The organism is Nocardia sp. NPDC004123 (genome assembly GCF_053603795.1).
Map to the genome: position 1 here is coordinate 23,599 of NZ_JBSGGG010000016.1, position 24,337 is coordinate 47,935.

Consider the following 24,337-nt stretch of genomic DNA (forward strand, 5'->3'; position numbering starts at 1 on the left):
GGCTGAACCACAACGGCGCGCCGCTCGTATTGCATTGTGCCGCCCGGCGCCCGGCCGGTCCACGGCAGCATCGGTCGCTCCATCGTGGGCCGAGACGAAATGTAACGGGGGAAATGATGAAAAGTGCCGCACTGATGGCCCTGCGGTTCTTCGTGGCGTTCGAGCTCGCCAGTGTGGTGGCGAATCTGGCGTGGCACGAGATCTCGTTCGAGGCCGATGACTTGCTGGGCGCGCTGGTGCGCACGGCCCTGTTCGCCGCGCCCGCCGCGGTGATCGCGGCGGGGCTGTGGTGGCGGGTCAGCTCAGAAACGTCGTCGGAATCGCGGGTTCGCCAGCCGACAGCTTCAGGCCCTCCCAGGGAAGGCTGATCAGGCTCTTGGCCACCAGCTCCCGGCTCTGCGCCAGGGTGGGCTGGCCGGTCAGCACCTCGCCGTTCCGGACCAGCGGGACCTGGACGTCGCGGATGTCGAAGCCGTCCGGGTCGGGGCGGGCCGCGGCGGCGGGGTAGACGATTTCCTCGACGATGGTGCCGGTGCGCCGCGCCAGCCGGACCGCGCGCTTGGTGCCGCCGCGAGACTCCTTGTGGGAGCTGCGTTTCGCCACCGGGATGCCCTCCACCTCGACCAGCTTGTAGACCATGCCCGCGGTCGGCGCGCCGGAGCCGGTGACCAGCGAGGTGCCGACGCCGTAGACGTCGACCGGTTCGGCGCGCAGCGCGGCGATGGCGTATTCGTCCAGGTCACCGGACACCACGATGCGGGTGCGCACCGCGCCCAGCGCGTCGAGCTGCTCGCGCACCTGCCGGGCCAGCACACCCAGATCACCGGAATCGATGCGTACACCGCCCAATTCGGGCCCGGCCACCTCGATGGCGGCGGCCACCCCGCGGGTGATGTCGAAGGTGTCGACGAGCAGCGTGGTGCCCACGCCCAGTGCCTCGACCTGGCTGCGGAAGGCGGCCGCCTCGTGCGCGCCGTCCGCGCCGCTGTGCAGCAGGGTGAAGGCGTGTGCGCTGGTGCCGCCGCTGGGGACACCGTAGCTGCGGGCCGCCTCCAGATTGGAGGTGGCGTCGAAACCGGCCAGGTAGGCGGCGCGGGCGCTGGCGGGGGCGGCGAGTTCGTGTGTTCGGCGCGAACCCATTTCGATCATGCGGCGGCCGCCGGCGGCGCTCACCATGCGGGCGGCCGCGGCGGCGATGGCGCTGTCGTGGTTGTAGATGGACAGGATGAGGGTTTCCAGCAGCACGCATTCGGCGAAGGTGCCGCGCACCGTGACGATCGGTGAGCCGGGGAAGTAGAGCTCGCCCTCGCGGTAGCCGTCGATGTCGCCGCGGAAGCGGTAGTCGCGCAGCCACTCCAGGGTGCGGTTGTCCAGGAAACGCCCGGCGACCGCGAGTTCGGGTTCGCCGAAACGGAATTCGCTCAGGGCCGTCAGCAACCGCCCGGTCCCCGCGACCACACCGTAGCGCCGGCCGTTCGGCAACCTGCGAGCGAATACTTCGAAGGTGCACTGCCGCTGGGCCGAACCGTCGGCCAGCGCTGCCGACAGCATGGTGAGCTCGTACTGGTCGGTCAGCAAGGCCGTACTGGTCAGTCCGTCCGCGATCATCACGGGAACACTCTAAGCACATCGACGGCCGTACCACCGACCGTGCGCCACGCCCGGGCATCGATCTCACGTCCACGTCGGGACGGCGTGTCGCGCGGGCTGTTGTTTCTGTGTTCTCAGGTCGTACCCTGGTTGTTATGGGTCTGTGTAATCAGGACGTTGTCCGGGTCGCCGCCGGTCCGGCGGGCGTCAACGTGACTATGTCGGCGGCACAGGCGACACCGGAGGCCATTGAATATTCCGAGATTCTGGAGGCCGAGGACCGGCCGTGGGTGACCGTCGTATGGGACGATCCGGTCAACCTCATGCACTACGTGACCTACATCTTCCAGAAGCTCTTCGGCTACAGCAAAGGCAAGGCAACCGAGCTGATGTTGAAGGTCCACAACGATGGCAAGGCCGTGGTGTCCGCCGGCTCGCGCGACAAGATGGAGCACGACGTCCAACGGCTGCACGCGGCCGGGCTGTGGGCCACCATGCAACGTGACGAGTGAACAGGACGACTACGGTAACCCCGTGCGGAAGTGGAGCAGAAAGACCTCCCTGGGCGGGCCGAAACTGCGTTCGGAAATGGACGCCCACGAGGCGGAGGTATTGCGTTCGCTGGTCGGGGCCGTCACCGGACTGCTCACCGATCGGGCCCGTTCGGCGCCCGAGGACGACCTCGCGGAGCTGACCGGGCTACAGACGGGCAACACCGAGCCGCCCGATGATCCGCGGCTGGCCCGGCTGCTGCCGGACTTCCATCGCCCCGAACCGGGTTCCCCCGACGCCGAGCGCGCCGGCCTCAACAGCGCCCTGCGCAGCCTGCACGAGCCGGAGATCATCGAGTCCAAGGTGGCTGCCGGGCTGGTCATCCTGGAAACGCTGCCGCCGCAGGGCGGCAAGATCATCATCAGCCAGGAACAGGCGCACGCCTGGCTCACCGCGCTCAACGACGTGCGGCTGGCCCTCGGCACGGCTCTGGACATCACCACCGACACGCCCGACCATTTCCCGGACGACGATCCGCGGGGGCCGAGCCTCGAGGTCTACCACTGGCTCACCTGGATGCAGGACTCACTGATCCAGGCGCTCGCGCCCTAGGGCAGCGGACGTGGCCACCGAGGAGGAACTGCCGTGAACAGTGGTGCGGGACCACGTAATTCGATCACCGACGTCGACGGCGTCCTGGTCGGTCAGCACCACGTGCTGGATGCGAACGCCACCCTCGGGTCGGGCGCGGCCACCGGCTGCACGGTGGCGCGGGTGCCGGACGGGGCCGTGGCTGCGGTGGACGTGCGGGGCGGCGGTCCGGGCACCCGCGAGACCGACCTGCTGGACCCGGGAAACACTGTGCGGCAGGTGAATGCGATCCTGCTCACCGGCGGCAGCGCCTACGGGCTGGCCGCGGCCGACGGCGTCATGCGCTGGCTGGAGGAGCACCGGGAGGGCATCCCGATGGATCCGGCCGACCCGTCCCGCGTGGTGCCGATCGTGCCCGCGGCGGTCATCTTCGATCTTCCGGTGGGGGCGTGGAACATTCGGCCCGACGCCGATTTCGGTTTCCTGGCGGCGGAGGCCGCGGACCCGGCGTTCGAGCGCGGGTCGGTCGGTGCGGGCGTGGGCGCGCGGGCGGGGTCGATCAAGGGCGGGATCGGCACGGCCAGTGTGCGTTTCACCGACGGCCCGGCGGCGGGCATCACCGTCGGCGCGGTGATCGTGGCCAATCCGGTCGGCTCGGTCTTCGACCCGCGCACCGGATTGCCGTGGGGCGCGGGCACCGACGGCCCGGAGCATTTCGGATTGCGCCCGGCCACCGCCGAACAGCTGGCGGCCGCGAATGCCCTCGCGGTGAAGGGAACCGTGCTCAACACCACCATCGGCGTGGTCGCGACCGACGCGGCGCTGGATCCCGCGGCCTGCAAGCGGCTGGCCGCGACCGCGCACGACGGACTGGCCCGGGCCATCCGGCCGGCGCATTCGCCGCTGGACGGCGACACCCTGTTCGCGCTGTCCACCGGCACCGCCGCGCAGCCGCCGGCGCTTCCGATGCCTCCGGCCTTCCCCGCTGATCTGCTGATCCTGGACCAGCTGTGCACGGCGGCGGCGGTCTGCGTGGAGCGCGCGATCGTGGACGCGATCCTGTCGGCGACCTCGGTGGCGGGCATCCCCGCCTACCGTGACCTGTTCGGGTCGCCGCCGTGACGGGTGCGGGGCGCCGGGGTGTGACCGGGTTCATCGGGAATAGCCGCCTAGTCTCACCTGTTGACGACAGCGTTTCGGCCGTTCGGCCGCGGGCGTCGAGCGGAAGGATGCGACTGTGCTGGTGATCAGGGCCGACCTCGTGGAGGCGATGGTCGCGCACGCGCGCGCCGACCACCCCGACGAGGCGTGCGGTGTCATCGCCGGTCCCGAGGGCTCCGATCGGCCCGAGCGGTTCATCCCCATGATCAATGCCGCGCGCTCGCCCACCTTCTACGAGTTCGACTCGGGTGAGCAGCTGCGGCTGTGGCGGGAGATGGATGCCGCCGACGAGGAGCCGGTGGTCATCTACCACTCGCACACCGCCACCGAGGCGTACCCGAGCCGCACCGACATCGCCTTCGCGTCCGAGCCCAATGCCCACTACGTGCTGATCTCCACCCGCGATCCGGAGCGGCACGACCTGCGCAGCTATCGGATCCTCGAGGGCGAGGTCACCGAGGAGCCCGTCGAAATCGTCGCCGCTTATAGCGAATCCGCCGACGCCTGAACGACTTTCACCGCATCCCGCCCGCCGGAACAACACAAGGAGTCCCCCTCATGCCGGTCACCGTGTCCATCCCGACCATCATGCGCCCGATCACCAAGGGCGAGAAGCGGGTTCAGGCCCAGGGCGCGACCCTGGCCGCCCTCATCGCCGACCTGGAGGCCAACTACCCGGGCCTGGAGGCGAAGCTGCTCAAGGACGGCAAGCTCAACCGCTACGTCAACATCTATGTCGACGACGAGGATGTCCGCTTCAGCGGCGGGCTCGAGGCCGAGGTGCCCGAGCACGGCACCGTCACCATCCTCCCGGCGGTCGCCGGCGGCGCGCGCTAATCGTGGCGCGCTACGAGTCGCTGATCGCGACACTGGGCAACACCCCGCTGGTGGGGTTGAAGAACCTGTCCCCGCAGTGGGACGGTGACGAGCACGTGCGGCTGTGGGCCAAGCTCGAGGACCGCAACCCGACCGGATCCATCAAGGACCGCCCGGCGCTGCGCATGATCGAGCAGGCCGAGGCCGACGGGCGGCTCACGCCCGGCTGCACGATTCTCGAACCCACCAGCGGCAATACCGGTATCTCGCTGGCCATGGCGGCCAAGCTCAAGGGCTATCGCCTGGTGTGCGTGATGCCGGAGAACACCTCGGTGGAGCGGCGGCAGCTGCTCACCATGTTCGGCGCCGAGATCATCGACTCCCCGGCCGAGGGCGGCTCCAATCAGGCTGTGGCGCTGGCCAAGCAGATCGCCGCGGAGAATCCGGACTGGGTGATGCTCTACCAGTACGGCAATCCGGCCAACTCGCTGGCGCACTACGAGACCACCGGCCCCGAGATCCTCGCCGACCTGCCCGAGATCACGCACTTCGTGGCGGGTCTGGGCACCACCGGCACGCTCATGGGCACCGGCCGCTTCCTGCGTGAAAAGGTCCCCGGCATCGACATCGTCGCCGCCGAGCCGCGCTACGGCGAACTGGTCTACGGCCTGCGCAATCTCGAGGAGGGCTTCGTCCCCGAGCTCTACGACGAGTCCGTCCTGACCTCCCGCTTCTCGGTCGGCCCCTACGACGCCGTCCGCCGCACCCGCGAATTGATCCTCGAAGAGGGCATTTTCGCGGGCATCTCCACCGGCGCCATCCTGCACGCCGCCCTCGGCGTCGCCAAGAAGGCCCAGCAGGCCGGCAAGCGCGCCGACATCGCCTTCATCGTCGCCGACGGCGGCTGGAAATATCTCTCCACCGGCGCCTACGACGGCACCCTCGAAGAGGCCGAGGAGAAGCTCGACGGCCAGCTCTGGGCCTGACTCGGCCCCGGCGCCTCGGGGATTTCCCCGAGGCGGTCCGACTCGGTGCGGCGGTAGGCTCGGGGCAGGGCGGCTAGGAGGTCTTGCTATGAGCGGCGGGAGCGGGATGGGCGCGTCGTTCGATCCGGATCGGATCGCGCGGTTGCGGGGGCAGCTGGCGAAGCCGGCGGGCGGGTCGGACGGGAATGGTGCTCTGAAGTTGCTGTGGCAGCGCGCCATTGCGCTGACCCTGGGATTCACAGCGTTGCTGTATCTCGTGGAGGGGGTCAACAGCCTCACGAACAACGAGCTGGATCAGGCGGGGGTGAAGCCGCGCAGCGAGGACGGGCTGGCCGGCATTCTGTTCGCGCCTGTGCTGCATGCCAATTGGGGGCATCTGTTCGGGAACACGCTGCCGGTGATCGTGCTCGGGCTGCTCACCCTGCTGACCGGGATCGGGCGGGGGCTGACGGCGACGGCCATCATCTGGGTGATCGCCGGGGTGGGCCAGTGGTTCACGGCGCCGCCGCACAGTGTGTCGGTCGGCGCCTCGGTGCTGGTGTTCGGCTGGCTCACATATCTGATCTGCTGGGGCTGGTTCGCGCGAAATGTGTTGCAGATCGCGGTCGGAGTCGCGGTGGCGGTGCTCTACGGTTCGATCCTGTGGGGCGTTCTGCCCGGCAACCCGGAAATCTCTTGGCAAGGACATCTTTTCGGGGCGATAGGTGGAGTGGTTGCCGGATGGGTACTCTCTGGGAATGAACGTCGTCATCGTCGTGGGGCTGACGCCGGCCGTCTCGCGTCGCAGGGGTGACGCTGGACGCGGTCGGCGATTTGGGGGATCCCTCCTTGAGTGAGAATGCAGCGTGGCAGCATGGGGGAATGCGCCTCACCGTCCTCGGGTGCTCGGGCAGCGTGTCCGGCCCGGATTCCCCGGCGTCGGGTTACCTGCTGACCGGCCCGGATATGACACCGACCGTCATCGATTTCGGCCCCGGGGTACTCGGCGCGCTGCAGCGCCACCTGGATCCGGGTGAGGTCGACATCTTCCTGACCCACCTGCACGCCGACCACTGCCTGGATTTGCCGGGCCTGCTGGTGTGGCGCCGCTACCACCCCAATCCGCCCACGGGTAAGGCCGTCGTCTACGGCCCCACCGACAGCGCGCTGCGAATCGGCAACGCCTCGGCGGAGATCGGCGGCGAGACCGACGACTGGTCCGACGTGATCGACATGCGGGTCTGGCAGGCGGACGTTCCGTCGCCCTTCGGCCCCGGCCACACCGTCGAGGCCCGCCGCATGTACCACCCGCCGGAGTCCTACGGCCTGCGCATCTCCACCGCCGCCGGCCGCACCCTCGTCTACACCGGCGACACCGCCCTGTGCGACGAGGTCTTCGAGTTGGCCAGCGGCGCAGACGTTCTGCTCTCCGAGGCCTCCTGGACCCACGACCCGGCCAACCGCCCGCCGGGCATCCACCTCTCCGGCCACGAGGCGGGCCTGATCGCCGCCCAGGCCGGTGTCGGCGAACTTCTCCTCACCCACATTCCCCCGTGGACCTCCCGCGAGGACGTCATCGCCGAAGCCAAGGCGGTTTTCAGCGGTCCCGTGCACGCGGTCTCCCCGGGCGAGGTCTTCGACATCTGATCTTCGCCACGCGCCGACGCTATTCAGCGGGGCGCGGGCGACAGCGGATCATGGGCCACTACGCTGAGGGCCGTGTCGAAACGAGCCGATGGCAGGGCGGATGACGAACTCCGCGACGTACGGATCACCCGCGGTTTCACCACGCACCCGGCGGGGTCCGTGCTGGTGGAGTTCGGGCAGACGCGGGTGATGTGCACCGCGAGCGTCACCGACGGGGTGCCGCCGTGGCGGCGCGAGTCCGGATTGGGCTGGCTGACGGCCGAATACGCCATGCTGCCCGCCGCGACGCACACCCGCTCGGGACGAGAGTCGGTGAAGGGCAAGGTCGGTGGCCGCACCCAGGAGATCTCGCGACTGATCGGCCGTTCGCTGCGCGCCTGCATCGACCTGTCGGCCATCGGCGAGAACACCATCGCGGTGGACTGTGATGTGCTGCAGGCCGACGGCGGCACCCGCACCGCCGCCATCACCGGCGCGTACGTCGCGCTCTCGGACGCCATCACCTACCTGGGGGCGGCCGGGAAACTGGCCGACCCGCAACCGATCTCCTGCGCCATCGCCGCGGTGAGCGTCGGCGTGGTCGACGGCCGGGTGCGGCTCGACCTGCCGTACGAGGAGGATTCGCGCGCCGAGGTCGACATGAACGTGGTCGCCACCGACACCGGCACCCTGGTGGAGATCCAGGGCACCGGCGAGGGCGCCACCTTCCCGCGCTCCACCCTGGACAAGCTGCTCGACTCCGCGCTGGCGGGCTGTGAGCAGCTGTTCGTGGTGCAGAAGGCCGCCCTCGCGCTGCCCTACCCGGGCGTACTGCCGGAGCCCGGAGAGTCCAAGAAGCGATGACCCGCCGCGTCCTGGTCGCCAGCCGCAATGCCAAGAAGCTGAACGAGCTGCGCCGCATCCTGGATGAGGCCGGTATCGCGGGCATCGAGGTCGTCGGGCTGAACGACGTGCCGCCCTACGACGAGGCCCCCGAGACCGCCGCCACCTTCGAGGGCAATGCCGTCGCCAAGGCCCGTGACGGTTTCGCAGCCACCGGATTGCCTTGCGTCGCAGACGATTCCGGTCTCGAGGTGGATGCGCTCAATGGCATGCCCGGCGTGCTGTCGGCGCGCTGGTCCGGTACCCACGGCAATGACGGGGCCAACAACACACTGCTGCTGGCCCAGCTCGGCGACGTCCCCGACGAGCGCCGCGGCGCCCGCTTCGTCTCCGCCTGCGCCCTGGTCGCCGACGGCGTCGAGGAGGTCGTGCGCGGCGAATGGCCGGGTGTGATCGGCCGGAAGCCGGTGGGCGACGGCGGTTTCGGCTACGACCCGCTGTTCTTCCCGGACGGCGGCGACGTCTCCTCCGCCCAGCTCACCCCGGCCGAGAAGGATGCCGCCTCGCACCGCGGCCGCGCTCTGCGTCAGCTCCTCCCGGCGCTGGCTGCCCTCGCCGGCAACTGAATTCCCGTGGACGCGAACGGGGTTCGGGACCTGGTCCCGAACCCCGTTCGGACATTCGCGTGTAGCTCGATCGAGAGGTCGGCAAGTGATCTCGTGCCGTTCGGGGTAACTCCCCGGGTACGTCCGAGATGGTTTCGGCACCCGACCGCCGGCACGGGTGCGCGACAGTCAACGCCTCCCGAGCCCCCCGCTAGAGTCCCGGAGAGGCGGTGAGAGCTCTGACCTCGCGGGTGCGGTAGTGCTCGAAGACGAAGGACAGGAACGGAATCGTGCCCGCGATGCAGGTCAGGGCCGTGGTGGCGGGCTTCCAGCGGGCCTTGATGCCGAGGTCGATGGTGAAGACCAGGTAGATCATGTAGAAGATGCCGTGCACCTGGCCGATGTAGAACAGCCAGTGCGGGGCGGTGCTGCTGTCGTCGAGGATGAGGTACTTGTAGACCATCTCACCGCACAGCACCAGCAGCCAGACACCGGTGATGTAGGCCAGGGCGCGGTAGCGGGTCAGCGCGCCGCGGATCTTCGCGGGCGCGGCGGCGCCGAGTGGGCGGGGTGCCAGCGTGGTGTCACCGGCGACGGGGGATGGTGCGGAGTTGTCGCGGGTGCTCAACCGGCGCTCCTCTCGGTGTGGTGCAGACCGGCGTCACGAACCCTGTCGTCCATGTCGCGGGCGTGCAGATCGGCCAGGTACCTGTTGTATTCGGCGAGCTCGGGATCCTCGTCCCGGGCGGCTTTCGGGCGCTCCGGCAGCAGGCCCGCCGGGATTTCGCGCGGCGCCGTGGGTTTCGGCCGGCGCGGCCGGTCGGCGGGGGCGCCGGCCGGCGTGGAGGCGGCATCCGGTTCGGACACCGGAGCGTCGTCCTGCTCGGCTTCCTGCTCCAGGCGCACGAATCGGACATAGGCCCACACCACGAATCCGGCGAACAACGGCCATTGCAGCGCGTAGCCGAGATTCTGATAGGTGCCGCCGCCGGACTCGAAACGGGTCCACTGCCAGTAGCCCAGCCCCAGGCATGCCGCGAACGCCACGACCACGAACACGATCAGAGCCGGGCGGCGATGGGGAGCGGACACGCACTCCACGGTACCTGGGGACTACGCACTGCGTAGTAGGAGGTGGGTAACAGCAGGGCCCGCCGCACCGGATCATGCGACGGGCCCCGGGCACGAGGCTCAGAACTTGTAGGTGACCCCGGTCAGACGCTCGGACTCGGTCCAGAGCCGGCGCAGCAGTTCCGGATCCTGCGAGATCTTGCTGGACGGCGAGGGCTCGACCGGGCCCTGGCTGCCGAACCAGCGGGTGGGACCCCAATAGACGGTCGGGTCGGCGTCGGTCTTGGTCGCGGCGAACAGCGAGGAGTAGGCCGCGTGGTACGGGGACTGGCCCACGATCCGGATGAACGGCTTCGAGATCTTGTCGAGGACGGTTTCGGTGTGGGCGAACAGGTCGGTCGCCGAGACGCCCGGGTGCACCGCGTAGGAGCGCTTGGCCGAACCGGCCTCGGTCAGCCGCCGCTGCAGTTCGCGGGCGAACATCAGGTTCGACAGCTTGGCCTGCGCGTAGGCGAGATTGCGCTGGTAGCGGCGGTGCTCGTAGTTGAGGTCGTCGATCCACAGCTTGGGCGTCTGCTTGTGGGCGATGGAGGCCAGGGTGACCACCCGGTCGCCGATCCGGTCCAGCAGCAGCCCGGTCAGGGCGAAGTGGCCGAGATGGTTGACGCCCCACTGGGTTTCGAAGCCGTCCCTGGTGCGGGAGAACGGGATGTTCATCAGGCCCGCGTTATTGATGAGCACGTCGAATTCGCCTGTGCCCTCGGCGAACTGCCGCACCGAGTCGAGGCTGGCCAGGTCCAGGCTCGCCACCCGCACGTCACCCTCGATGCGGTCGGCCACCTCCTGGGCCTTGGCTGCATTGCGGCAGGCCATGATGACGGTGGCGCCCTTGCCCGCGAGCACCTTGGTGGTCTGCTCGCCGAGCCCGCCGTTGGCGCCGGTGATCACGAAGGTGCGTCCGGTCTGGTCCGGGATTTCGCTGGGCTTCCATGCCATGGCTGCTGACCTCACAATTCGAGTCGTTTGTTCGACCTTACTTCAGAGTAAGTTCCGGCGATAGCCCTTGCGGGCCGGGGCAAACTTGTGACAGTCATAAAATGGTGATGATAATGGTTTCATGGCATCCCCGCCCACCGCCGCGCCGCTGGGCCTGCGCGAGCGCAAGAAGCTGCAGACCAGACAGAACATCTCGAACACCGCCACCCGGCTGTTCCTGGACCGCGGCTACGACAATGTCACCATCGCCGAGATCGCCGAGGCGGCGGAGGTGGCCAAGATGACCGTGACCAACTACTTCCCGCGCAAGGAAGACCTGGTGCTGGATATTCACGACGCCTTCGTCGCGGGTCCGGCGGACACGGTGCGCGAGCGGCGGGCCGGCGAGTCGGCGCTGGCCGCGCTGCGGCGGGTGTATCTGGCCGCGGTCGCGGACAAGGATGCCGTGCTCGCCGGCTTCTCCGGGCCGGACTTCGCCGCCCTGATCACCGGCAGCCCCGCGCTGGTGGCGCGGCTGCGGGAGTTCCACGAGGACCGGGAGCGGCGGCTGGCCGAGGTGCTGGCGCTGGAAACCGGTTGCGCCGCAGATGATTTCACCGCCCGGCTCGCGGCCGCACTGCTGGGCGGCGTGCATCGCACCCTGTTCGAGGAGGTGCTGCGGCGCACGGTCGCGGGGGAGTCGAACGACGCCATCGCCGCTGTGCTGGGCGAGCAGGTGGCCGCGGCCTTCGACACCCTCGGGCCCGCGCTCGGCGGGTACGCGGTGCGCGCGAACTGACCGGTGCCGCATACGAACTGATCGGTCGCTCTGCTGGAATGGCCGAGGCGCCGTGTCGTTGCCGCAGAGTGGCTGGTGAGCGGCACATACTGGGCCGATGACCGGTGCCAGCGCCACCGCCGAGAAGCCTGCCCCGCCTCGTCCGCTGAGCCGGGCCCGCAGAAATGTCATCTTCGGAACCGTCGCGCTCGGCATGCTCATGGCCGCGCTGGATTCCACCATCGTCTCCACCGCGCTGCCGACCATCGTGGCGGATCTGGGCGGGGCCGGGCACATGGCCTGGGTGGTCACCGCCTACCTGGTGGCCGAGGCCATCGCGACCGCCCTGTCCGGCAAGTTCGGCGACCTGTTCGGCCGCAAGCTGGTGTTCCAGATCAGCGGCGCCGTCTTCATCGTCGGCTCGATGGTCGCCGGGCTCGCGAACGGCATGACGCTGCTCATCGTGGCGCGCGCGGTGCAGGGGCTGGGCGCGGGCGGGCTCATGGTCACCTCGATGGCCCTCATCGCCGATGTCATCCCGCTGCGCGAACGCGGCAAGTACCAAGGCGCGCTGGGCGCGGTCTTCGGCATCACCACCGTCATCGGGCCGACACTGGGCGGGCTGTTCACCGACCACCTGAGCTGGCGCTGGTGTTTCTACGTGAATGTCCCCCTGGCCATCGTCATGATCGCGCTGGCGGCCCGCACCATCCCGATGACCAGGGCGGTCGTCAAACCGATCGTGGACTACCTCGGCATCGCGCTGATCGCGGTCGGCGTCGCCTGCCTGATCCTCGGATTGGAGTGGGGCGGGCAGGAATACGCGTGGGGCTCGCCCACCATCATCGGCCTGTTCGCGGCCGCGGTGGTGCTCATGGCGACCTTCGTGGCCGCGGAGTTCCGGGCCCCCGAACCCATGCTGCCCATGCACCTGTTCCGCAGCAACGTGTTCACGGTGTGCTCGATCCTGAGCTTCATCGTCGGTTTCGCGCTGCTGGGCGCCATGACCTACCTGCCCGCGTATCTGCAATACGTGCAGGGTGTTTCGGCGACCGCGTCCGGAGTACGCACGCTGCCGCTGGTGGTCGGGTTGTTCTTCACGTCGATCCTGTCCGGCAATATCGTCGGAAAGACCGGGCACTACAAGGCTTTCCCGATCATCGGCTGCGCGGTGATGGCGCTGGGGCTGTACCTGATGTCGACGATGGGGGCGAACACCAGCTTCTGGGTCATGTCGGTGTACATGCTGATCCTCGGTCTGGGTGTCGGTCTGGCCATGCAGGTGCTGACCATCGCCGTGCAGAACAGCGTCCCGTACTCGGATCTGGGGACCGCCACCTCCGGCGTCACCTTCTTCCGCACCATCGGCAGCGCGTTCGGCACCACCGTGTTCGGCACCCTGTACACGAACAAGCTGCGCCCGAATCTGGAGGCGGCGCTGATCGAGGCGCGGGTCCCGCCGCAGGCGGCGCAGAATCCGGCGGTGCTGCGGGATCTGCCGAAACAGCAGTCCGCACCCATCATTCACGCCTACGCGGACTCCATCGACTTCGTCTTCCGCTGGGTGGTGCCGGTGGCGCTGCTCGGTGTCGTGGTGGCGTTCTTCCTGAAGCAGGTGACACTCCGCGACAGCGCGCGGGCCGAGGCCACCGATGTGGGGGAGCAGTTCTCCGTGCCGGACTCCGCCGATCGATTGGTGCAACTCGAGCGTTGCGTCGCGCGGGTGCTGAGCAAGCAGCGCGACAATGGCGTGCCGGATCCGGGAATCCTGGCGGCGGCGGGCAGTTCGCTGGGCCGCGACGAGGCGTGGGCGCTGGGTCAGGTGCGCATGTACAACCGCCTGCGGGGGACGGCGACCATCGACGACATCGCCCGAACCCATTGGATCCCGGTGGAATTGATCGGCCCGGTATACGACAAGGCCGAACGCGAGGGTCTGCTGCGCCGTGACGGTGACCAGCTCGCACTCACCGACAAGGGCGTGCAGGAGGTGGACCGGGTGCGCGGCGCGTGGAAGCGCTGGCTCGAAACCGAGCTCACCGATTGGGATTCCACCGATGCCGCCGATCGGGTCCTGCTGGATCAGGCCATCGACAATATCGCCACCAAGCTGCTCGACGAGGCCGACCGCCCGGACGTCCTGCCGGTGCGCTGACCGTGGCTTCCGCTGCCCCGCCGCGGAATCCACAGCGGGGCATCGGTTTTCGATGGCCGGGCCGCTCGACGATCAGACCGGCACGGTGGCGGGCCGCACGGTGGCGTCCCAGTCGATCCGGAAGCGCTGCTCACCGCCCAGCAGCTTCTCCGGATCCATCCGCTTGAACAGCAGCGGCATCATCAGCTGCATGGCCTTGCGGGCGACGGGCCCGGCGGCCTTGGTCTGGTTCATTCGGGCGACGCGGGCCGCGACCCCCTCCACCCGCGGCCGCCGCAGCGCCTCGTAGGTGGCGAAAGCCCGCGCCGGATCGTCGATATCGCGCAGGCACCGGGCCAGCTCGATCCCGCTCTCGATGGCCAGCGAGGCCCCCTGCCCGGAGGTGTTGCTGGGCGCGTGGATGGCGTCGCCGGTGAGTACCAGCCGGCCCCGGTGCCAGTGCGGCACCGGCGGCATGATGTGCAGTGCGCCGATCACGGCCAGCTGCGCCGGGGTGGTGCTGCGGGCCAGCTGCTCGCCCGGATCCTCCCCGGCGTAGGTTTCGCGCAGCGTGCGCAGCCACCGCTCGGCGGGGACGGCCCGGGCCTCGGTCAGCGAGTAGTACTGCTCGCTGGGCAGATTCGCGCCCCACGAGACCCGCCCGTCGGGCATGGCCCAGTACAGGTAATAGGCGCGCCGGCCGAAGGCGAAGGTCATCATGCCCGATTCCAGCTCGATCGGGCAGTCGGTGTACGCGCCGAAGCTGAGCATGCGCAGGTACGTCGGCCCGGGGGCCTTCGGATCGACCAGGGTGCGCACGGTGGAGCGGATTCCGTCCGCGCCGATGAGGACATCCGCGGTCGCGCTGCTGCCGTCGGCGAAGATGGCGGTCACCCCGCCCGCGTGCTCCTCCACCTCGATGAGCCGCTTGTCGTACTCGAAGCGCACCCCGGCGGCGACGGCACTGTCGTGCAGTACCCGGTGCAGGTCGGCGCGGTCGATCACCCGCAGCGGCTCGATATCGGTCATGCCGGGCAGCTCGAATCGCTTGCCGTTGACCGACATCGAGGATCTGCTGATCGGCACCGCGTGGGCGCGCACCGCGTCGCCGGCTCCGACGATGTCGAGCGCGGCCACGCCGTTGGGCGCGAGCGCCAGGTTGGAGCCGATGCCGTAGGCGGGACCCGGATAGGCCTCGAAGACGGTGACGTCGATACCGGACTTGTGCAGCGCGGTGGCGGTGACGGGGCCCGAGATGCCGCCGCCGATGACGAGTGCGGAACGAATGGACATGGTTCTCTCCCGAGAAGTGTTCGCAGGGTGTCGAAACCCCGAACCGTCCCGCGCGTGGAGAACCCAGTTATCCTGTAGTTGCCAAACTCGGCGCCGGGTTCGCCTGCACGGACGCGGTTCGAGACGGTGTGTTCCCGGGCTTCGGCGGCGGTGTTGCAGCACCCTCGCCGGGGCCCGGTCCATGTGGATCAGTCGTGCTGGGACTGCGGTGTGTCGGCTCCCCCTTCCGCCAGCTCTGCGATGTCTGTGGGCATGACGCCGTCGCGATGCCAGGCCCGCCAGCCCTCCACGTCCGGGAAGCTGCCGTCGGCGAGTGAATCGCGCAGTGCGCGTGCCCATTCGGACTCCGCCGCCAGCATGGCCAGCTCGTAGTCCTCTTCGATCAGGAACAGCCGCGGCACCGTGCCGTCCAGGGCGGCCAATTGGGAGCGGTTCTCGGCAATGGTCCGATCCAGCTTGGTGATTCGCTGGGTGAGCAGGTCGACGACCTCGTCGGGCGGCAGCACCGAGGCGACCGACAGCCCGGCCATGAAGCGGCGCTTCTCGGGCTCGGGGTCGGCGATGAGTTCCCTGGTCCAGTCGGTGAGTTCGGCGCGCCCGGCGTCGGTGATCCGGTAGATGGTCCGTTCCGGCCGGGCGCCGTCGCGTTCGCTGCCCGCGATCTCGAGGAAGCCGTGCTTGGCGAGGTTGTCCACGACCGTGTAGAGCGAGCCCCACTTGACGCTCATGTCGTTGTCCTTGCCCCATGCCCGCAACTGCGCGGCGATCTCGTAGCGATGCATGGGTTTGACGACGACGGCGGACAGCACCGCCAGCCCCATCAGATTCGCGACCTTGCGCTTGCGGGCCATCCGGCACCCCCTTACTCGTTTACGAATATACGTCTACGAGTATTCGGCGGCAAGCATTCGGCCGGAACCGAGCTCCGATCGGCGTCTACGCGTGGGCGAAGCGGGCGCGCAGGTGGTCGGAGGTGGCCTGGTCGGCGGGCAGGAACGCCTCGAGGTGCAGCTCGGACAGGGTGATGTCGGTGGCTGTCGCGAACGAGGTGACCGTCGTGATGAGCCGCAGCTCGCCCGCCTCGGACCGCAGCCGCAGCGGTACCGCGAAACCCAGATGCCCCGGGCCCGGCTCCACCGGCGGCAGATAGCCGTCGAGTTCGGCGATGAGCGCGTCCAGCGCGGGATCGGGGCTGCGGCCCGCGCGATTGCGGAGGCTGTCGGTGACGTGCCGCCCCCACTCCGGCAGGTTCTCCACCCGCCGGCCCAGCCCGTCCGGGTGCAGGGCCAGCCGCAGCACATTGATCGGGGGCTCCAGCAGTTCCGGCGCACAGCCCTCGGTCAGCAGCTCGAATCCGGGATTGGCCGCCACCAGCACGCCGAACGGCCGGGTCACCACGGCCGGATACGGCAGATGCCCCTGCAGGATGGTGTCGAGCGCATGCCGGACCGCGTCGAGTTCCGGTGCGTCCAGCGAGGATTCGGGAAAGATCGGCGCATAGCCCGCCGCCAGCAGCATTGCGTTGCGCTCCCGCAGGGACAGTCCCAGCACCTCGGCCAGGCGGACCACCATGATCCGTCCCGGCTGCGAGCGCCCCTGCTCCAGGAAGCTCAGATACCGCTGGCTGGTCTCGGCGGCGATGGCCAGATCGAGCTGACTCAACCGCCGCCGTGTCCGCCAGCCGCGGAGCTGCTGGGCGAACGGTGTGGTCGTGGCCGGGGCCATGGTCGTCATACCTCCACTGTGCTCGAGGCGGTGTCGCGTCGCGATTCCCTCCAGGGAATCGTCACACTGGCAGGGAAGCCGCGCCTTGATCATTCCCTGGAGGGAATCGCGGTGGCGGCCGGCGCGGCACAGACTCGGAGCCATGAGCGATGGACATGATCAGAACCCGAATGGTGTTGCCTACCACCTGGATCCGCTGCGCGGCCTGGCCGGATTGAGCACGGCGGTGCAGGTAGCGCCGATCCCCGGACCGCACCAGGTGCTGGTGCGGGTGCGCGCCGCCGCCCTGAACCGGCGCGACATCATGCTGATGGAGGGCACCTACCCGGTGCCGGCCCGGCCGGGCGTGGTGCCGCTGGTGGACGGCGTCGGTGAGGTGATCGGCCTGGGTGCGGGCGTGACGCGTGCGGCGCTGGGCGACCGGGTGATGGGCACCTACTTCGTCGGCTGGAACGACGGCCCGCAGACCCAGGCGCTGAGCGGTGAGCAGTACGGCGCGACCCACGACGGCTGGCTCGCGACCTACGTACTGCTGGAAGAGGACTCGGTGGTGCAGGTGCCGTCGTATCTCACCGACGCGGAAGCCGCCGCCCTCACCTGCGCGGGTCTGGTGGCCTGGGCCGCGGTGACCAAGCCGGTGCCGGTCGGCCCGGGCGACACCGTGCTCACGGTCGGCTCGGGTCCGGTCGGCCTCTTCGCGGTGCAGCACGCGAAAATGCTGGGCGCGCAGGTCATCTCCCTCACCTCGTCGCCGGAGAAGGGTGAGCGCCTGCGCAAGCTGGGCGCGGACGAGGTGGTGGACCGGACCGCGACCCCGGACTGGGAGCGGGTGGTGCTGGAGCTCACCGACGGCCTGGGCGTAGAGCGCGTGGTGGAGGCGGTGGGCAAGCGGACGCTGGCGAAATCCCTTGCGGCCACGGCCTACAACGGCGAGGTCGTGCTGATCGGGGCCTTCCCGGCCGAGCCGGGGCAGCAGCCCGCCGATCCGCTGGGCGGCAAGTACGCCGGCCTGCGCCGCATCGCGGTGGGCAGCCGGGCGGATCTGGAGTTCATGAACCGCACGATGGCCGAGCACGGGATGCGGCCGGTGATCGATCGGGTGTATCCGTTCGAGCGGGCGGTCGAGGCGTTCGAATACTTCGAGACCGGTGACCTGTTCGGCAAGGTGGTGCTCACCCTGGATTGAGCGCAACTTACCGGCAATCGGTTCGAATAGATATCTACCTGGGATTATTTCCTTACCTTGTAGCCGGTTCAGATAGTCAGCAAATATGTGTACCGTGCCTTGAAGGAGAAGCATTTCGGATCTACGAGCGTGTGCTTCGAGCCGAAGGAGTTCCCCGATGGCGGTGGGCGCGGTACGCGAGAGACCCGGTGCGGCGGGGGAGGAACCCGCCGCCGCAGCGAATGACGGGACCCCCGGTCTGACCGCGGTGGGGACGATGCCCGCCAAGGTACTCGGCGGCCTCCTGGTCCTCTCGTTCAGCGTGATCGTCGCCCTCATCGGCGGCACCATGTGGGCCGCGCTCGACAGACCCGGCGGCGCCGAAACACCGGACACCCCACCGGCTTCCACGTCCACCGCCCCGGTGTCGGTCAAGGCGCAGCCCCAGGCGCCCCCGTCCGCCACCTCCGCCGCTCCGTCACCACCACCACCGCCCGCCCCGGCCGCAGCGCAGAATCCCACGCCCGCCCCGGCGCCCGCGCCTGCCCCCGCTCCCGCTCCCGCTCCGCAAACCGAGCAATACGTCCCTCCGCCCGCGCCCGTCCAGGTGGCTCCCGAGCCGCCCGCACCCGCTCCGGTGGCGCCGCCTCCACCACCGGCCCCCGCACTGCCGGACATTCTGGCCCCGATCCTCCCGTTCCTGGTGCCACCCCCGCCCCCGCCCGCTCCCTAGCCGGCGCGGCCCGGAATCCGAAGGAGGACAGCCATGCTGGGCACGGCAGACGAGATCCGGCGCGACCAAGGCGATATCGACCCCCGGCGGCTGGTCCGCATGGTCCTGGCCGCCGTCCTCATGGCGATGGCCGTCGGGGCGGGCATCTGGTTCACCTCGTCCGGTGATCGCCCGATCGCCGATACCTCGATCGTGAATGTCCCCCGACCGCGTCACGACCATTTCGCACCCGCTCCGCATCCGCCCAAAGTCGCGCCCGCCCCGCGCCCGCCCAATGCCCCTCCCGCCGAACAGGTTCCGTCCGCTCCGAAACCGGCCCCGGATCCGGCTCCGTCAGTGGTGATTCCAGCGCCGGTCGCACCGCATCCGGTGAATATCCCGGCGCCGGTGGGCCCGGGCGGCGGGCCGGCGAATCCGCTCGCGCCGCCGGAGGATTCGGGCCGGCCCTCCGGCTAGAGTCCGGAAACCCCTGCCAGCTGCCCGATTCCGTAGGTGACGGCCATGGCCAGCGCACCGCCGATGACCACCCGGAGCACGGCGCGGCGTGGATTGCTGCCACCGAGCCGGGCGCTCACCGACCCGGTCAGGGCCAGCGCCACCAGCACGGCGGCGAAACAGACGGGGATGCGCCACGTGGTCGGGGGCAGCAGGATGGCCAGGATCGGCAGGATGGCGCCGATGGTGAAGGAGACGGCCGACGACAGCGCGGCCTGCCACGGATTGGTGAGTTCGTGTGGGTCCAAACCCAATTCGGCCTCGGCGTGGGCGGCGAAGGCGTCGTGTGCGGTGAGTTCCTGGGCCACCCGGCGGGCGGTCTCGGCGGACAGTCCCTTGGCCCGGTAGATCTGGGTCAGCTCGGCCAGTTCGTATTCCGGCTCCTCGGCCAGCTCCCTTTTCTCCTTGGACAGCAGGGCGCGCTCGGAGTCGCGCTGGGTGCTGACCGAGACGTATTCGCCGACCGCCATGGAGATGGCGCCGGCGGCCAGACCCGCGACGCCCGCGGTGAGGATGGCGCTGGAGTCGGTGGACGCGGCGGCGACACCGACCACCAGGCCGGCGGTGGAGACGATGCCGTCATTGGCGCCCAGCACGCCGGCCCGCAACCAGTTGAGGCGGGCGGCGAGGCCCTCGTCGTGCGGCTCGTGCGGGTGCGGTAGCGCCGCGTCGGCGGCTCCGGTGTCGTCCACGTGGGCAGCCTAATTCACCGGGACGTACTCATGCGGTAACGCGTTCGGGGGAGGCATGGCTCCCATTTCCGGGGTGTGCGGACGGTTTGCTGCAACGATGGGGTCATGGTGGGTTTCTGCAGGCGGTACTGGTCGGCCATCCTCCCGGTGCTGGGCGCCGCGGTGCTGGTGGTGGCCTGGGGCCGGCAGTTGGGCCCGGTCCCGGCGGTACTGGTGGGAGCCGTGCTGATCGGCGCGGTGCTGGCCGCGGTGCACCACGCGGAGACGGTCGCGCACCGGGTGGGCGAACCGTTCGGATCGCTGATCCTCGCGGTGGCGGTGACCATCATCGAGGTCGGGCTGATCGTCACGCTCATGGTGTCCAGTCCGGAGAAGTCCGCCTCGCTGGCCCGCGACACCGTCTTCGCCGCCGTAATGATCACGTGCAATGGCATTTTCGGCCTTTCGCTGCTGGTGGGCGCGCTGCGGCGGCGGGTGGCGGTGTTCAATGCCGAGGGCACCGGCGCGGCGCTGGCCACGGTCGCGACACTCGCGACGCTGAGCCTCGTGCTGCCGACCTTCACCACCAGCGAACCCGGCCCGGTGTTCTCGACCTCGCAGCTGGCCTTCGCGGCCGTGGCGTCGCTGGTTCTCTACGGCGTCTTCGTCATGGTGCAGACGGTCCGGCATCCGGACGACTTCCTGCCCGTCGAGGGGATCGCGGAGGTCGACGATGAGCACGAGGAGCCGCCCACCCGCGGGCAGGCGTTGCTGAGTCTGGGTTTGCTGCTGATTGCCCTGATCGGCGTGGTCGGGCTGGCGAAGGTGGACACACCGAATATCGAATCCGGTATCGCCGCGGCCGGGCTGCCGCAGTCCGCGGTCGGTGTGGTGATCGCGATGCTGGTGCTGCTGCCCGAAACCATTGCGGCCGTACGTACTGCGCGCCGCGACCGGGTGCAGATCTCGCTGAATCTGGCGCTGGGTTCGGCCATGGCCAGTATCGGCCTGACCATTCCGGCCATTGCGCTCGCCTCGGTCTGGATCGCGGGCCCGCTCATGCTCGGCCTGGGCGCGACCCAGATGGTGCTACTGGCATTGACCGTGGTGGTCGGCGCGCTCACCGTGGTGCCCGGACGCGCGACCCTGCTCCAGGGCTGTGTGCACCTGGTGTTGTTCTCGGCCTTCGTTTTTCTGGCGGTCAGTCCGTAATCAGGAGTTCCAGCGATAGATCTGGCCGTCGCGCAGTTCGTAGGACGTCGCGGGATTGGTGGCATCGTGCCGGGACAGCAGCGCCATGACGCGGGTTCGTCCGCGGGTGGTGACGCCGTCCTCGGTCCAATGCACATAGGGGTGCACCAGTTTCGCGAATTCCGCCCAGTCGCCGGCTTCGATCGTGTGCAGGACCGCCGACACCGTGTTGTCCACAGCGACAGTGAACACGCACTGTCGGGGTTACGCGTGCGTTCGATGTGAATCGGAGGTTGCTGCGAGATCACTCGATTCGGCTTCAGGTATGGCAGAGGGCCGCGAAACCGCCCCGCCGGGGGTTCGCTCGGGGTGTGCTCGGCGTCATAGTTATAGCCGATCTGCTCTGATAACGCGTTCTAGAACTGCAGGTCACATGGCCATTCGTCCCGCTGACCGGGACCGACCCCGGACGTACCGGTAGGTAACTTAGAGGTTCCGATCACACCTCGGGCCGATTTGTTGTAACTCCGGGTAACCATTAGCTTTGATGGCAGGCAGTGTTGCCGATCACGGAGAAGAAATTTGAAGCTCGCCACCACACGTCGGTTCCGGCGTCTCGAAGAAGCAGTCCTGCGATGACCCGGGCCGTCCATGATCGGTCCGCCGTGCGCATCGTGCGTGACAACTTCTCCAGCACCTCGGTGGCGTCGCTGCGCACCTTCGGTCGCGCGGTCGGAATTGCCGAGGAAGCGGTGGTCGGCACCGTCACCGATATCGCGCGCCGCCAATTCCAATGGAAAGAAGCCATTCTCCAGGCCTGGCGGCTCATTACCGTGACCGCGATTCCGGCCGTGCTCATCGCGATTCCGTTCGGCGTCATCGTTTCGGTCCAGGTGGGCAATCTGATTCACACCCTGGGCGCGGATTCACTGCTGGGCGCGACCGGCGGCCTGGGCGTCATCAAACAGGGCGCGCCTTTGGCCACCGGCTTCCTGCTGGGCGGCGCGGGCGCCGCGGCACTGGCGGCGGATCTGGGCGCGCGCACCATTCGCGAGGAGATCGACGCGCTGAACACCATGGGCATCAGCCCGATTCACCGGCTGGTGATCCCGCGCCTGGTGGCCATGGTCTTCGTCGCGCCGCTGCTGAACGTGCTCATCATCTTCGTGGGCGTGCTGGCCGGCTACGGCGTCGCCATCGGCGGGCAGGGCGTGACACCGGGCTCGTACTGGTCCACCTTCGGAGCCTTCACCAGCACCGCCGATGTATGGGTGTCGCTGTTGAAGGCCGTGATCTTCGGCTTCCTCGTGGTGATCATCGCCTGCCAGCGCGGGCTCGAGGCGAAGGGCGGCCCGCGGGGTGTCGCCGACGCCGTGAACGCCGCGGTGGTGCTGTCGGTGGTGTCGATCGTGACCGTCAATCTGGTCGCCACCCAGATCACCGATCTCTTCCTGCCCACGAGGCTGGCCTGATGTCGGCAACCTATGTGCCCAAGGGGCTGGGCTGGGCCGCGCGCGCCTATCGCCGCCGTGGCCTGATCCTGCGCCGGGTGGAGAACCTGGGCTTCACGCTGGCCTTCGTCTGGCAGGTACTGTCGTCGATTCCGTTGACGCTGAAGCGGTATCGCAGCGAGACCATGCGGGCCATCTCGGATATGACCTGGGGCCGCGGCTCGGTCATCGTGGGCGGCGGGACCGTGCCGATGATGATCGTGCTCGGCCTGGTCATGGGCGCGTCGGTGGCGGTGGAGTCGTTCACCACGCTGGACATGCTGGGCATGGGCCCGGTGTCCGGCCTGGTGTCGGCCTACGCCACCACCCGGGAGCTGGCGCCGATCGTGGCGGCCATCGGGTTCGCCGCGCAGGCGGGCTGCCGCATGACCGCCGAGATCGGGTCGATGCGTATCTCCGAGGAGATCGACGCCATCGAATCCCTCGGTCTGCGTTCGGTTCCCTTCGTGGTGACCACCCGCGTGCTCGCGGGCGCGGTCGCCATCGTGCCGACCTTCCTGATCGCGCTGATCCTGTCCTACGCGGCCTGCCGCGGGCTGATCACGCTGGTGCACGGGGCGTCTGCCGGTGTGTACGACCATTACTTCTTCCAGTTCGTGTCCGGGTTCGACGTGATCGCCGCGGTGGTCAAGGTGGCCGTGTTCGCGGTGGTGGTGATCCTGATCCACTGCTACTTCGGCTTTTTCGCGACCGGCGGGCCGGAGGGTGTGGGTATCGCCTCGGGTAAGGCGGTGCGCGCGAGTTCGGTGGCCATCGTGGCCATGGACATGGTGCTGTCGCTGTCCCTGTGGGGCTTCAACTCGGCGATTACGTTCACGGGGTAGGGGATGCCGAATTACGGAATGCCGGGTGTGGCCGTCGATCGCAAGCGGGCGATGACGGTCGGCACCGTCGCGCTGGCGCTGGTGGTGGCCGTGGTGGCGGGCTGGGCGCTGTACCGGTCACAGAAAACCGAGGCCGGAGTGCCGATTTCACTGCGCACCGAGCAGATCGGTGACGGTGTGCTGGTCGGCACCGACGTGCGGGCCAATGGCGTGGTGATCGGCAAGGTCACCGAGATCGCGCCGGATCAGCACGGGACACAGCAGATTTCGCTGCGGCTCGACGATGCCGAGCTGTTCGGGCTGGACGACAGCCTGCAGGTGGATTACGCCCCGGCCAACCTCTTCGGCATCAGCGAGATCGAATTGCGCAGGGGCGCGGGCGGTTCCCCGCTGCGCTCGGGCACGGTGCTGGACTTCACCGGCAGCCGCGCCGCCGCGGTCTACGACGCCACCATGGGCTCGCTGCTGCGCAGCGCCTCGCAGGTGGGCGGTTCGGTGCTGACCCCGCAGATGGCGTCGGTGATCGCACAGGCCGCGGCCGATACCCAGGCGCTCATGCCGCTGGCCCAGGCGCTCATCACCGCGCAGCGCACCATTACCGACAACCAGAAGATGCCGATGTCGGAGCTGGTCGGCAACCTCGGCCCGGCCTTCGACGGCGGCGGACGGTTCGCGGGCGCGACCGTGCAGGTGGTGGATCTGATCCGCAGTATGCAGCGGCTGCAGACCGACCGCGCCGCCTATGACAAGGACGTCGCGACGGTCACCGGTCAGCTGCTGCCGGCGCTGGCGACGACCTTCACCCAGGCCGGGAATCAGCTTTCCGGCACCACCGACATGCTGGTCCCGGTGCTGACCGCACTCGCGCAGATGGTGCCGCAGCCGCAGCAGTCCGCGGCCGAATTGCGTCTGCTGCTGGAGCGTTTGCGCGCGGCCATGCCGGACACCGGGCAGGGGCCGGTGCTGAATGTGGAGGTCGACCTGAAGGGTGTGCCGGCCATCGCGGTGCCGCTGTTGGGAGGGGCCAAATGAGGCGTGCATCGCGCAGCGATTCCATCGGGGGTGGCGGTGGGGCGACGGGT

29 protein-coding genes are annotated in these 24,337 nt (G+C 69.0%); 20 read left to right on the plus strand and 9 right to left on the minus strand.

Going from position 1 to position 24,337, the window contains the following annotated elements; all coding sequences use genetic code 11:
- Positions 1–134 precede the first annotated feature (134 nt).
- On the plus strand, positions 135–368 hold the full coding sequence (locus tag ACWEQQ_RS23560) for a hypothetical protein (protein WP_452349701.1): 234 nt from the start codon (positions 135–137) through the stop codon (positions 366–368).
- Here ACWEQQ_RS23560 and ACWEQQ_RS23565 read toward each other — a convergent pair.
- Positions 298–1,608: a nicotinate phosphoribosyltransferase gene (locus ACWEQQ_RS23565; RefSeq protein ID WP_452349842.1), complete on the minus strand. Its 1,311-nt coding sequence runs from the start codon at positions 1,606–1,608 to the stop codon at positions 298–300. The two genes, ACWEQQ_RS23560 and ACWEQQ_RS23565, sit on opposite strands and share 71 nt — an antisense overlap.
- A gap of 137 nt (positions 1,609–1,745) precedes the next feature.
- Between ACWEQQ_RS23565 and clpS the strand changes: the two genes are divergently transcribed.
- The 10 genes from clpS (at position 1,746) to ACWEQQ_RS23615 (ending at position 8,710) form a co-directional block, all read left to right on the plus strand.
- Entirely contained in the window at positions 1,746–2,102 is a 357-nt protein-coding gene (gene clpS, locus ACWEQQ_RS23570) for an ATP-dependent Clp protease adapter ClpS (protein WP_379387882.1), read from the plus strand.
- Positions 2,103–2,124: 22 nt separating this feature from the next.
- Positions 2,125–2,694 (plus strand): oxidative stress transcriptional regulator AosR, encoded by a 570-nt coding sequence (gene aosR / locus ACWEQQ_RS23575; protein ID WP_364621944.1) that lies wholly within the window; start codon positions 2,125–2,127, stop codon positions 2,692–2,694.
- Between the two features lie 33 nt (positions 2,695–2,727).
- On the plus strand, positions 2,728–3,795 hold the full coding sequence (locus ACWEQQ_RS23580; RefSeq protein WP_452349702.1) for a P1 family peptidase: 1,068 nt from the start codon (positions 2,728–2,730) through the stop codon (positions 3,793–3,795).
- A gap of 115 nt (positions 3,796–3,910) precedes the next feature.
- Complete coding sequence (locus tag ACWEQQ_RS23585; RefSeq protein ID WP_354850204.1) at positions 3,911–4,342, plus strand: M67 family metallopeptidase; 432 nt, start codon at positions 3,911–3,913, stop codon at positions 4,340–4,342.
- A gap of 50 nt (positions 4,343–4,392) precedes the next feature.
- Positions 4,393–4,671 carry a MoaD/ThiS family protein gene (locus tag ACWEQQ_RS23590; protein WP_452342470.1) on the plus strand — a complete coding sequence of 93 codons (279 nt, stop codon included), beginning with the start codon at positions 4,393–4,395 and terminating at the stop codon, positions 4,669–4,671.
- Positions 4,672–4,673: 2 nt separating this feature from the next.
- Positions 4,674–5,636, plus strand: a complete 963-nt coding sequence (locus tag ACWEQQ_RS23595) for a cysteine synthase (RefSeq protein ID WP_433564876.1) — start codon at positions 4,674–4,676, stop codon at positions 5,634–5,636.
- An 88-nt stretch (positions 5,637–5,724) separates the two neighbouring features.
- Positions 5,725–6,429, plus strand: a complete 705-nt coding sequence (locus ACWEQQ_RS23600; RefSeq protein ID WP_452342471.1) for a rhomboid family intramembrane serine protease — start codon at positions 5,725–5,727, stop codon at positions 6,427–6,429.
- 68 nt (positions 6,430–6,497) lie between these two features.
- On the plus strand, positions 6,498–7,262 hold the full coding sequence (locus ACWEQQ_RS23605) for a cyclic nucleotide-degrading phosphodiesterase (protein WP_452342555.1): 765 nt from the start codon (positions 6,498–6,500) through the stop codon (positions 7,260–7,262).
- A 72-nt stretch (positions 7,263–7,334) separates the two neighbouring features.
- Positions 7,335–8,105, plus strand: coding sequence for a ribonuclease PH (rph, locus tag ACWEQQ_RS23610; RefSeq protein ID WP_452342472.1), 771 nt, complete (start codon positions 7,335–7,337; stop codon positions 8,103–8,105).
- Complete coding sequence (locus tag ACWEQQ_RS23615) at positions 8,102–8,710, plus strand: non-canonical purine NTP pyrophosphatase (RefSeq protein WP_452349703.1); 609 nt, start codon at positions 8,102–8,104, stop codon at positions 8,708–8,710. The genes rph and ACWEQQ_RS23615 overlap by 4 nt, the downstream gene beginning before the upstream one ends.
- 190 nt (positions 8,711–8,900) lie before the next feature.
- Here the strand turns inward: ACWEQQ_RS23615 and ACWEQQ_RS23620 are convergent, their stop codons facing one another.
- The 3 genes from ACWEQQ_RS23620 to ACWEQQ_RS23630 all read right to left on the minus strand — a co-directional run bounded on the left by ACWEQQ_RS23620 (position 8,901) and on the right by ACWEQQ_RS23630 (position 10,756).
- A complete protein-coding gene (locus ACWEQQ_RS23620; protein ID WP_452342556.1) occupies positions 8,901–9,266 on the minus strand; it encodes a DUF3817 domain-containing protein in 366 nt (121 codons plus the stop codon).
- 47 nt (positions 9,267–9,313) lie between these two features.
- Positions 9,314–9,790, minus strand: coding sequence for a transcriptional regulator (locus tag ACWEQQ_RS23625; protein WP_452342474.1), 477 nt, complete (start codon positions 9,788–9,790; stop codon positions 9,314–9,316).
- Between the two features lie 90 nt (positions 9,791–9,880).
- Positions 9,881–10,756 carry an oxidoreductase gene (locus ACWEQQ_RS23630; protein WP_452342475.1) on the minus strand — a complete coding sequence of 292 codons (876 nt, stop codon included), beginning with the start codon at positions 10,754–10,756 and terminating at the stop codon, positions 9,881–9,883.
- Positions 10,757–10,877: 121 nt separating this feature from the next.
- Between ACWEQQ_RS23630 and ACWEQQ_RS23635 the strand changes: the two genes are divergently transcribed.
- Positions 10,878–11,534, plus strand: a complete 657-nt coding sequence (locus ACWEQQ_RS23635) for a TetR/AcrR family transcriptional regulator (RefSeq protein WP_452349704.1) — start codon at positions 10,878–10,880, stop codon at positions 11,532–11,534.
- 97 nt (positions 11,535–11,631) lie between these two features.
- Positions 11,632–13,668 carry an MDR family MFS transporter gene (locus ACWEQQ_RS23640; protein WP_452349705.1) on the plus strand — a complete coding sequence of 679 codons (2,037 nt, stop codon included), beginning with the start codon at positions 11,632–11,634 and terminating at the stop codon, positions 13,666–13,668.
- A gap of 72 nt (positions 13,669–13,740) precedes the next feature.
- On the opposite strand, the gene ACWEQQ_RS23645 is transcribed toward ACWEQQ_RS23640, so the two are convergent.
- From ACWEQQ_RS23645 to ACWEQQ_RS23655, 3 genes are all read right to left on the minus strand, one after another.
- Complete coding sequence (locus ACWEQQ_RS23645) at positions 13,741–14,940, minus strand: FAD-dependent oxidoreductase (RefSeq protein ID WP_452349706.1); 1,200 nt, start codon at positions 14,938–14,940, stop codon at positions 13,741–13,743.
- 188 nt (positions 14,941–15,128) lie between these two features.
- Positions 15,129–15,791, minus strand: a complete 663-nt coding sequence (locus ACWEQQ_RS23650; protein WP_452342479.1) for a PadR family transcriptional regulator — start codon at positions 15,789–15,791, stop codon at positions 15,129–15,131.
- Positions 15,792–15,876: 85 nt separating this feature from the next.
- Positions 15,877–16,674: a helix-turn-helix domain-containing protein gene (locus ACWEQQ_RS23655; RefSeq protein WP_379400634.1), complete on the minus strand. Its 798-nt coding sequence runs from the start codon at positions 16,672–16,674 to the stop codon at positions 15,877–15,879.
- 133 nt (positions 16,675–16,807) lie between these two features.
- Here ACWEQQ_RS23655 and ACWEQQ_RS23660 point away from each other — a divergent pair, with 133 nt between their 5' ends.
- The 3 genes from ACWEQQ_RS23660 to ACWEQQ_RS23670 all read left to right on the plus strand — a co-directional run bounded on the left by ACWEQQ_RS23660 (position 16,808) and on the right by ACWEQQ_RS23670 (position 19,019).
- Positions 16,808–17,851: a zinc-dependent alcohol dehydrogenase family protein gene (locus ACWEQQ_RS23660; RefSeq protein ID WP_452342480.1), complete on the plus strand. Its 1,044-nt coding sequence runs from the start codon at positions 16,808–16,810 to the stop codon at positions 17,849–17,851.
- A 157-nt stretch (positions 17,852–18,008) separates the two neighbouring features.
- Entirely contained in the window at positions 18,009–18,563 is a 555-nt protein-coding gene (locus ACWEQQ_RS23665; RefSeq protein ID WP_452349707.1) for a hypothetical protein, read from the plus strand.
- A 33-nt stretch (positions 18,564–18,596) separates the two neighbouring features.
- Complete coding sequence (locus ACWEQQ_RS23670) at positions 18,597–19,019, plus strand: hypothetical protein (RefSeq protein ID WP_452349708.1); 423 nt, start codon at positions 18,597–18,599, stop codon at positions 19,017–19,019.
- Here the strand turns inward: ACWEQQ_RS23670 and ACWEQQ_RS23675 are convergent.
- Positions 19,016–19,750: a VIT1/CCC1 transporter family protein gene (locus tag ACWEQQ_RS23675; RefSeq protein ID WP_452349709.1), complete on the minus strand. Its 735-nt coding sequence runs from the start codon at positions 19,748–19,750 to the stop codon at positions 19,016–19,018. The two genes, ACWEQQ_RS23670 and ACWEQQ_RS23675, sit on opposite strands and share 4 nt — an antisense overlap.
- Positions 19,751–19,855: 105 nt before the next feature.
- Between ACWEQQ_RS23675 and ACWEQQ_RS23680 the strand changes: the two genes are divergently transcribed.
- Positions 19,856–20,941 carry a calcium:proton antiporter gene (locus ACWEQQ_RS23680; RefSeq protein WP_452342484.1) on the plus strand — a complete coding sequence of 362 codons (1,086 nt, stop codon included), beginning with the start codon at positions 19,856–19,858 and terminating at the stop codon, positions 20,939–20,941.
- Here the strand turns inward: ACWEQQ_RS23680 and ACWEQQ_RS23685 are convergent, their stop codons facing one another.
- Complete coding sequence (locus ACWEQQ_RS23685; protein WP_452342485.1) at positions 20,942–21,157, minus strand: nuclear transport factor 2 family protein; 216 nt, start codon at positions 21,155–21,157, stop codon at positions 20,942–20,944. It lies immediately after the preceding gene.
- A gap of 398 nt (positions 21,158–21,555) precedes the next feature.
- Here ACWEQQ_RS23685 and ACWEQQ_RS23690 point away from each other — a divergent pair, with 398 nt between their 5' ends.
- Genes ACWEQQ_RS23690 through ACWEQQ_RS23700 form a run of 3 tightly spaced genes read left to right on the plus strand, consistent with a single transcriptional unit; the run spans position 21,556 to position 24,287 of the window.
- On the plus strand, positions 21,556–22,392 hold the full coding sequence (locus ACWEQQ_RS23690; RefSeq protein WP_452342486.1) for an ABC transporter permease: 837 nt from the start codon (positions 21,556–21,558) through the stop codon (positions 22,390–22,392).
- Positions 22,392–23,255, plus strand: a complete 864-nt coding sequence (locus tag ACWEQQ_RS23695; protein ID WP_379387864.1) for an ABC transporter permease — start codon at positions 22,392–22,394, stop codon at positions 23,253–23,255. Before ACWEQQ_RS23690 ends, ACWEQQ_RS23695 begins: the two co-directional genes overlap by 1 nt.
- A 3-nt stretch (positions 23,256–23,258) precedes the next feature.
- Entirely contained in the window at positions 23,259–24,287 is a 1,029-nt protein-coding gene (locus tag ACWEQQ_RS23700; RefSeq protein ID WP_452349710.1) for an MlaD family protein, read from the plus strand.
- Positions 24,288–24,337 lie beyond the last annotated feature (50 nt).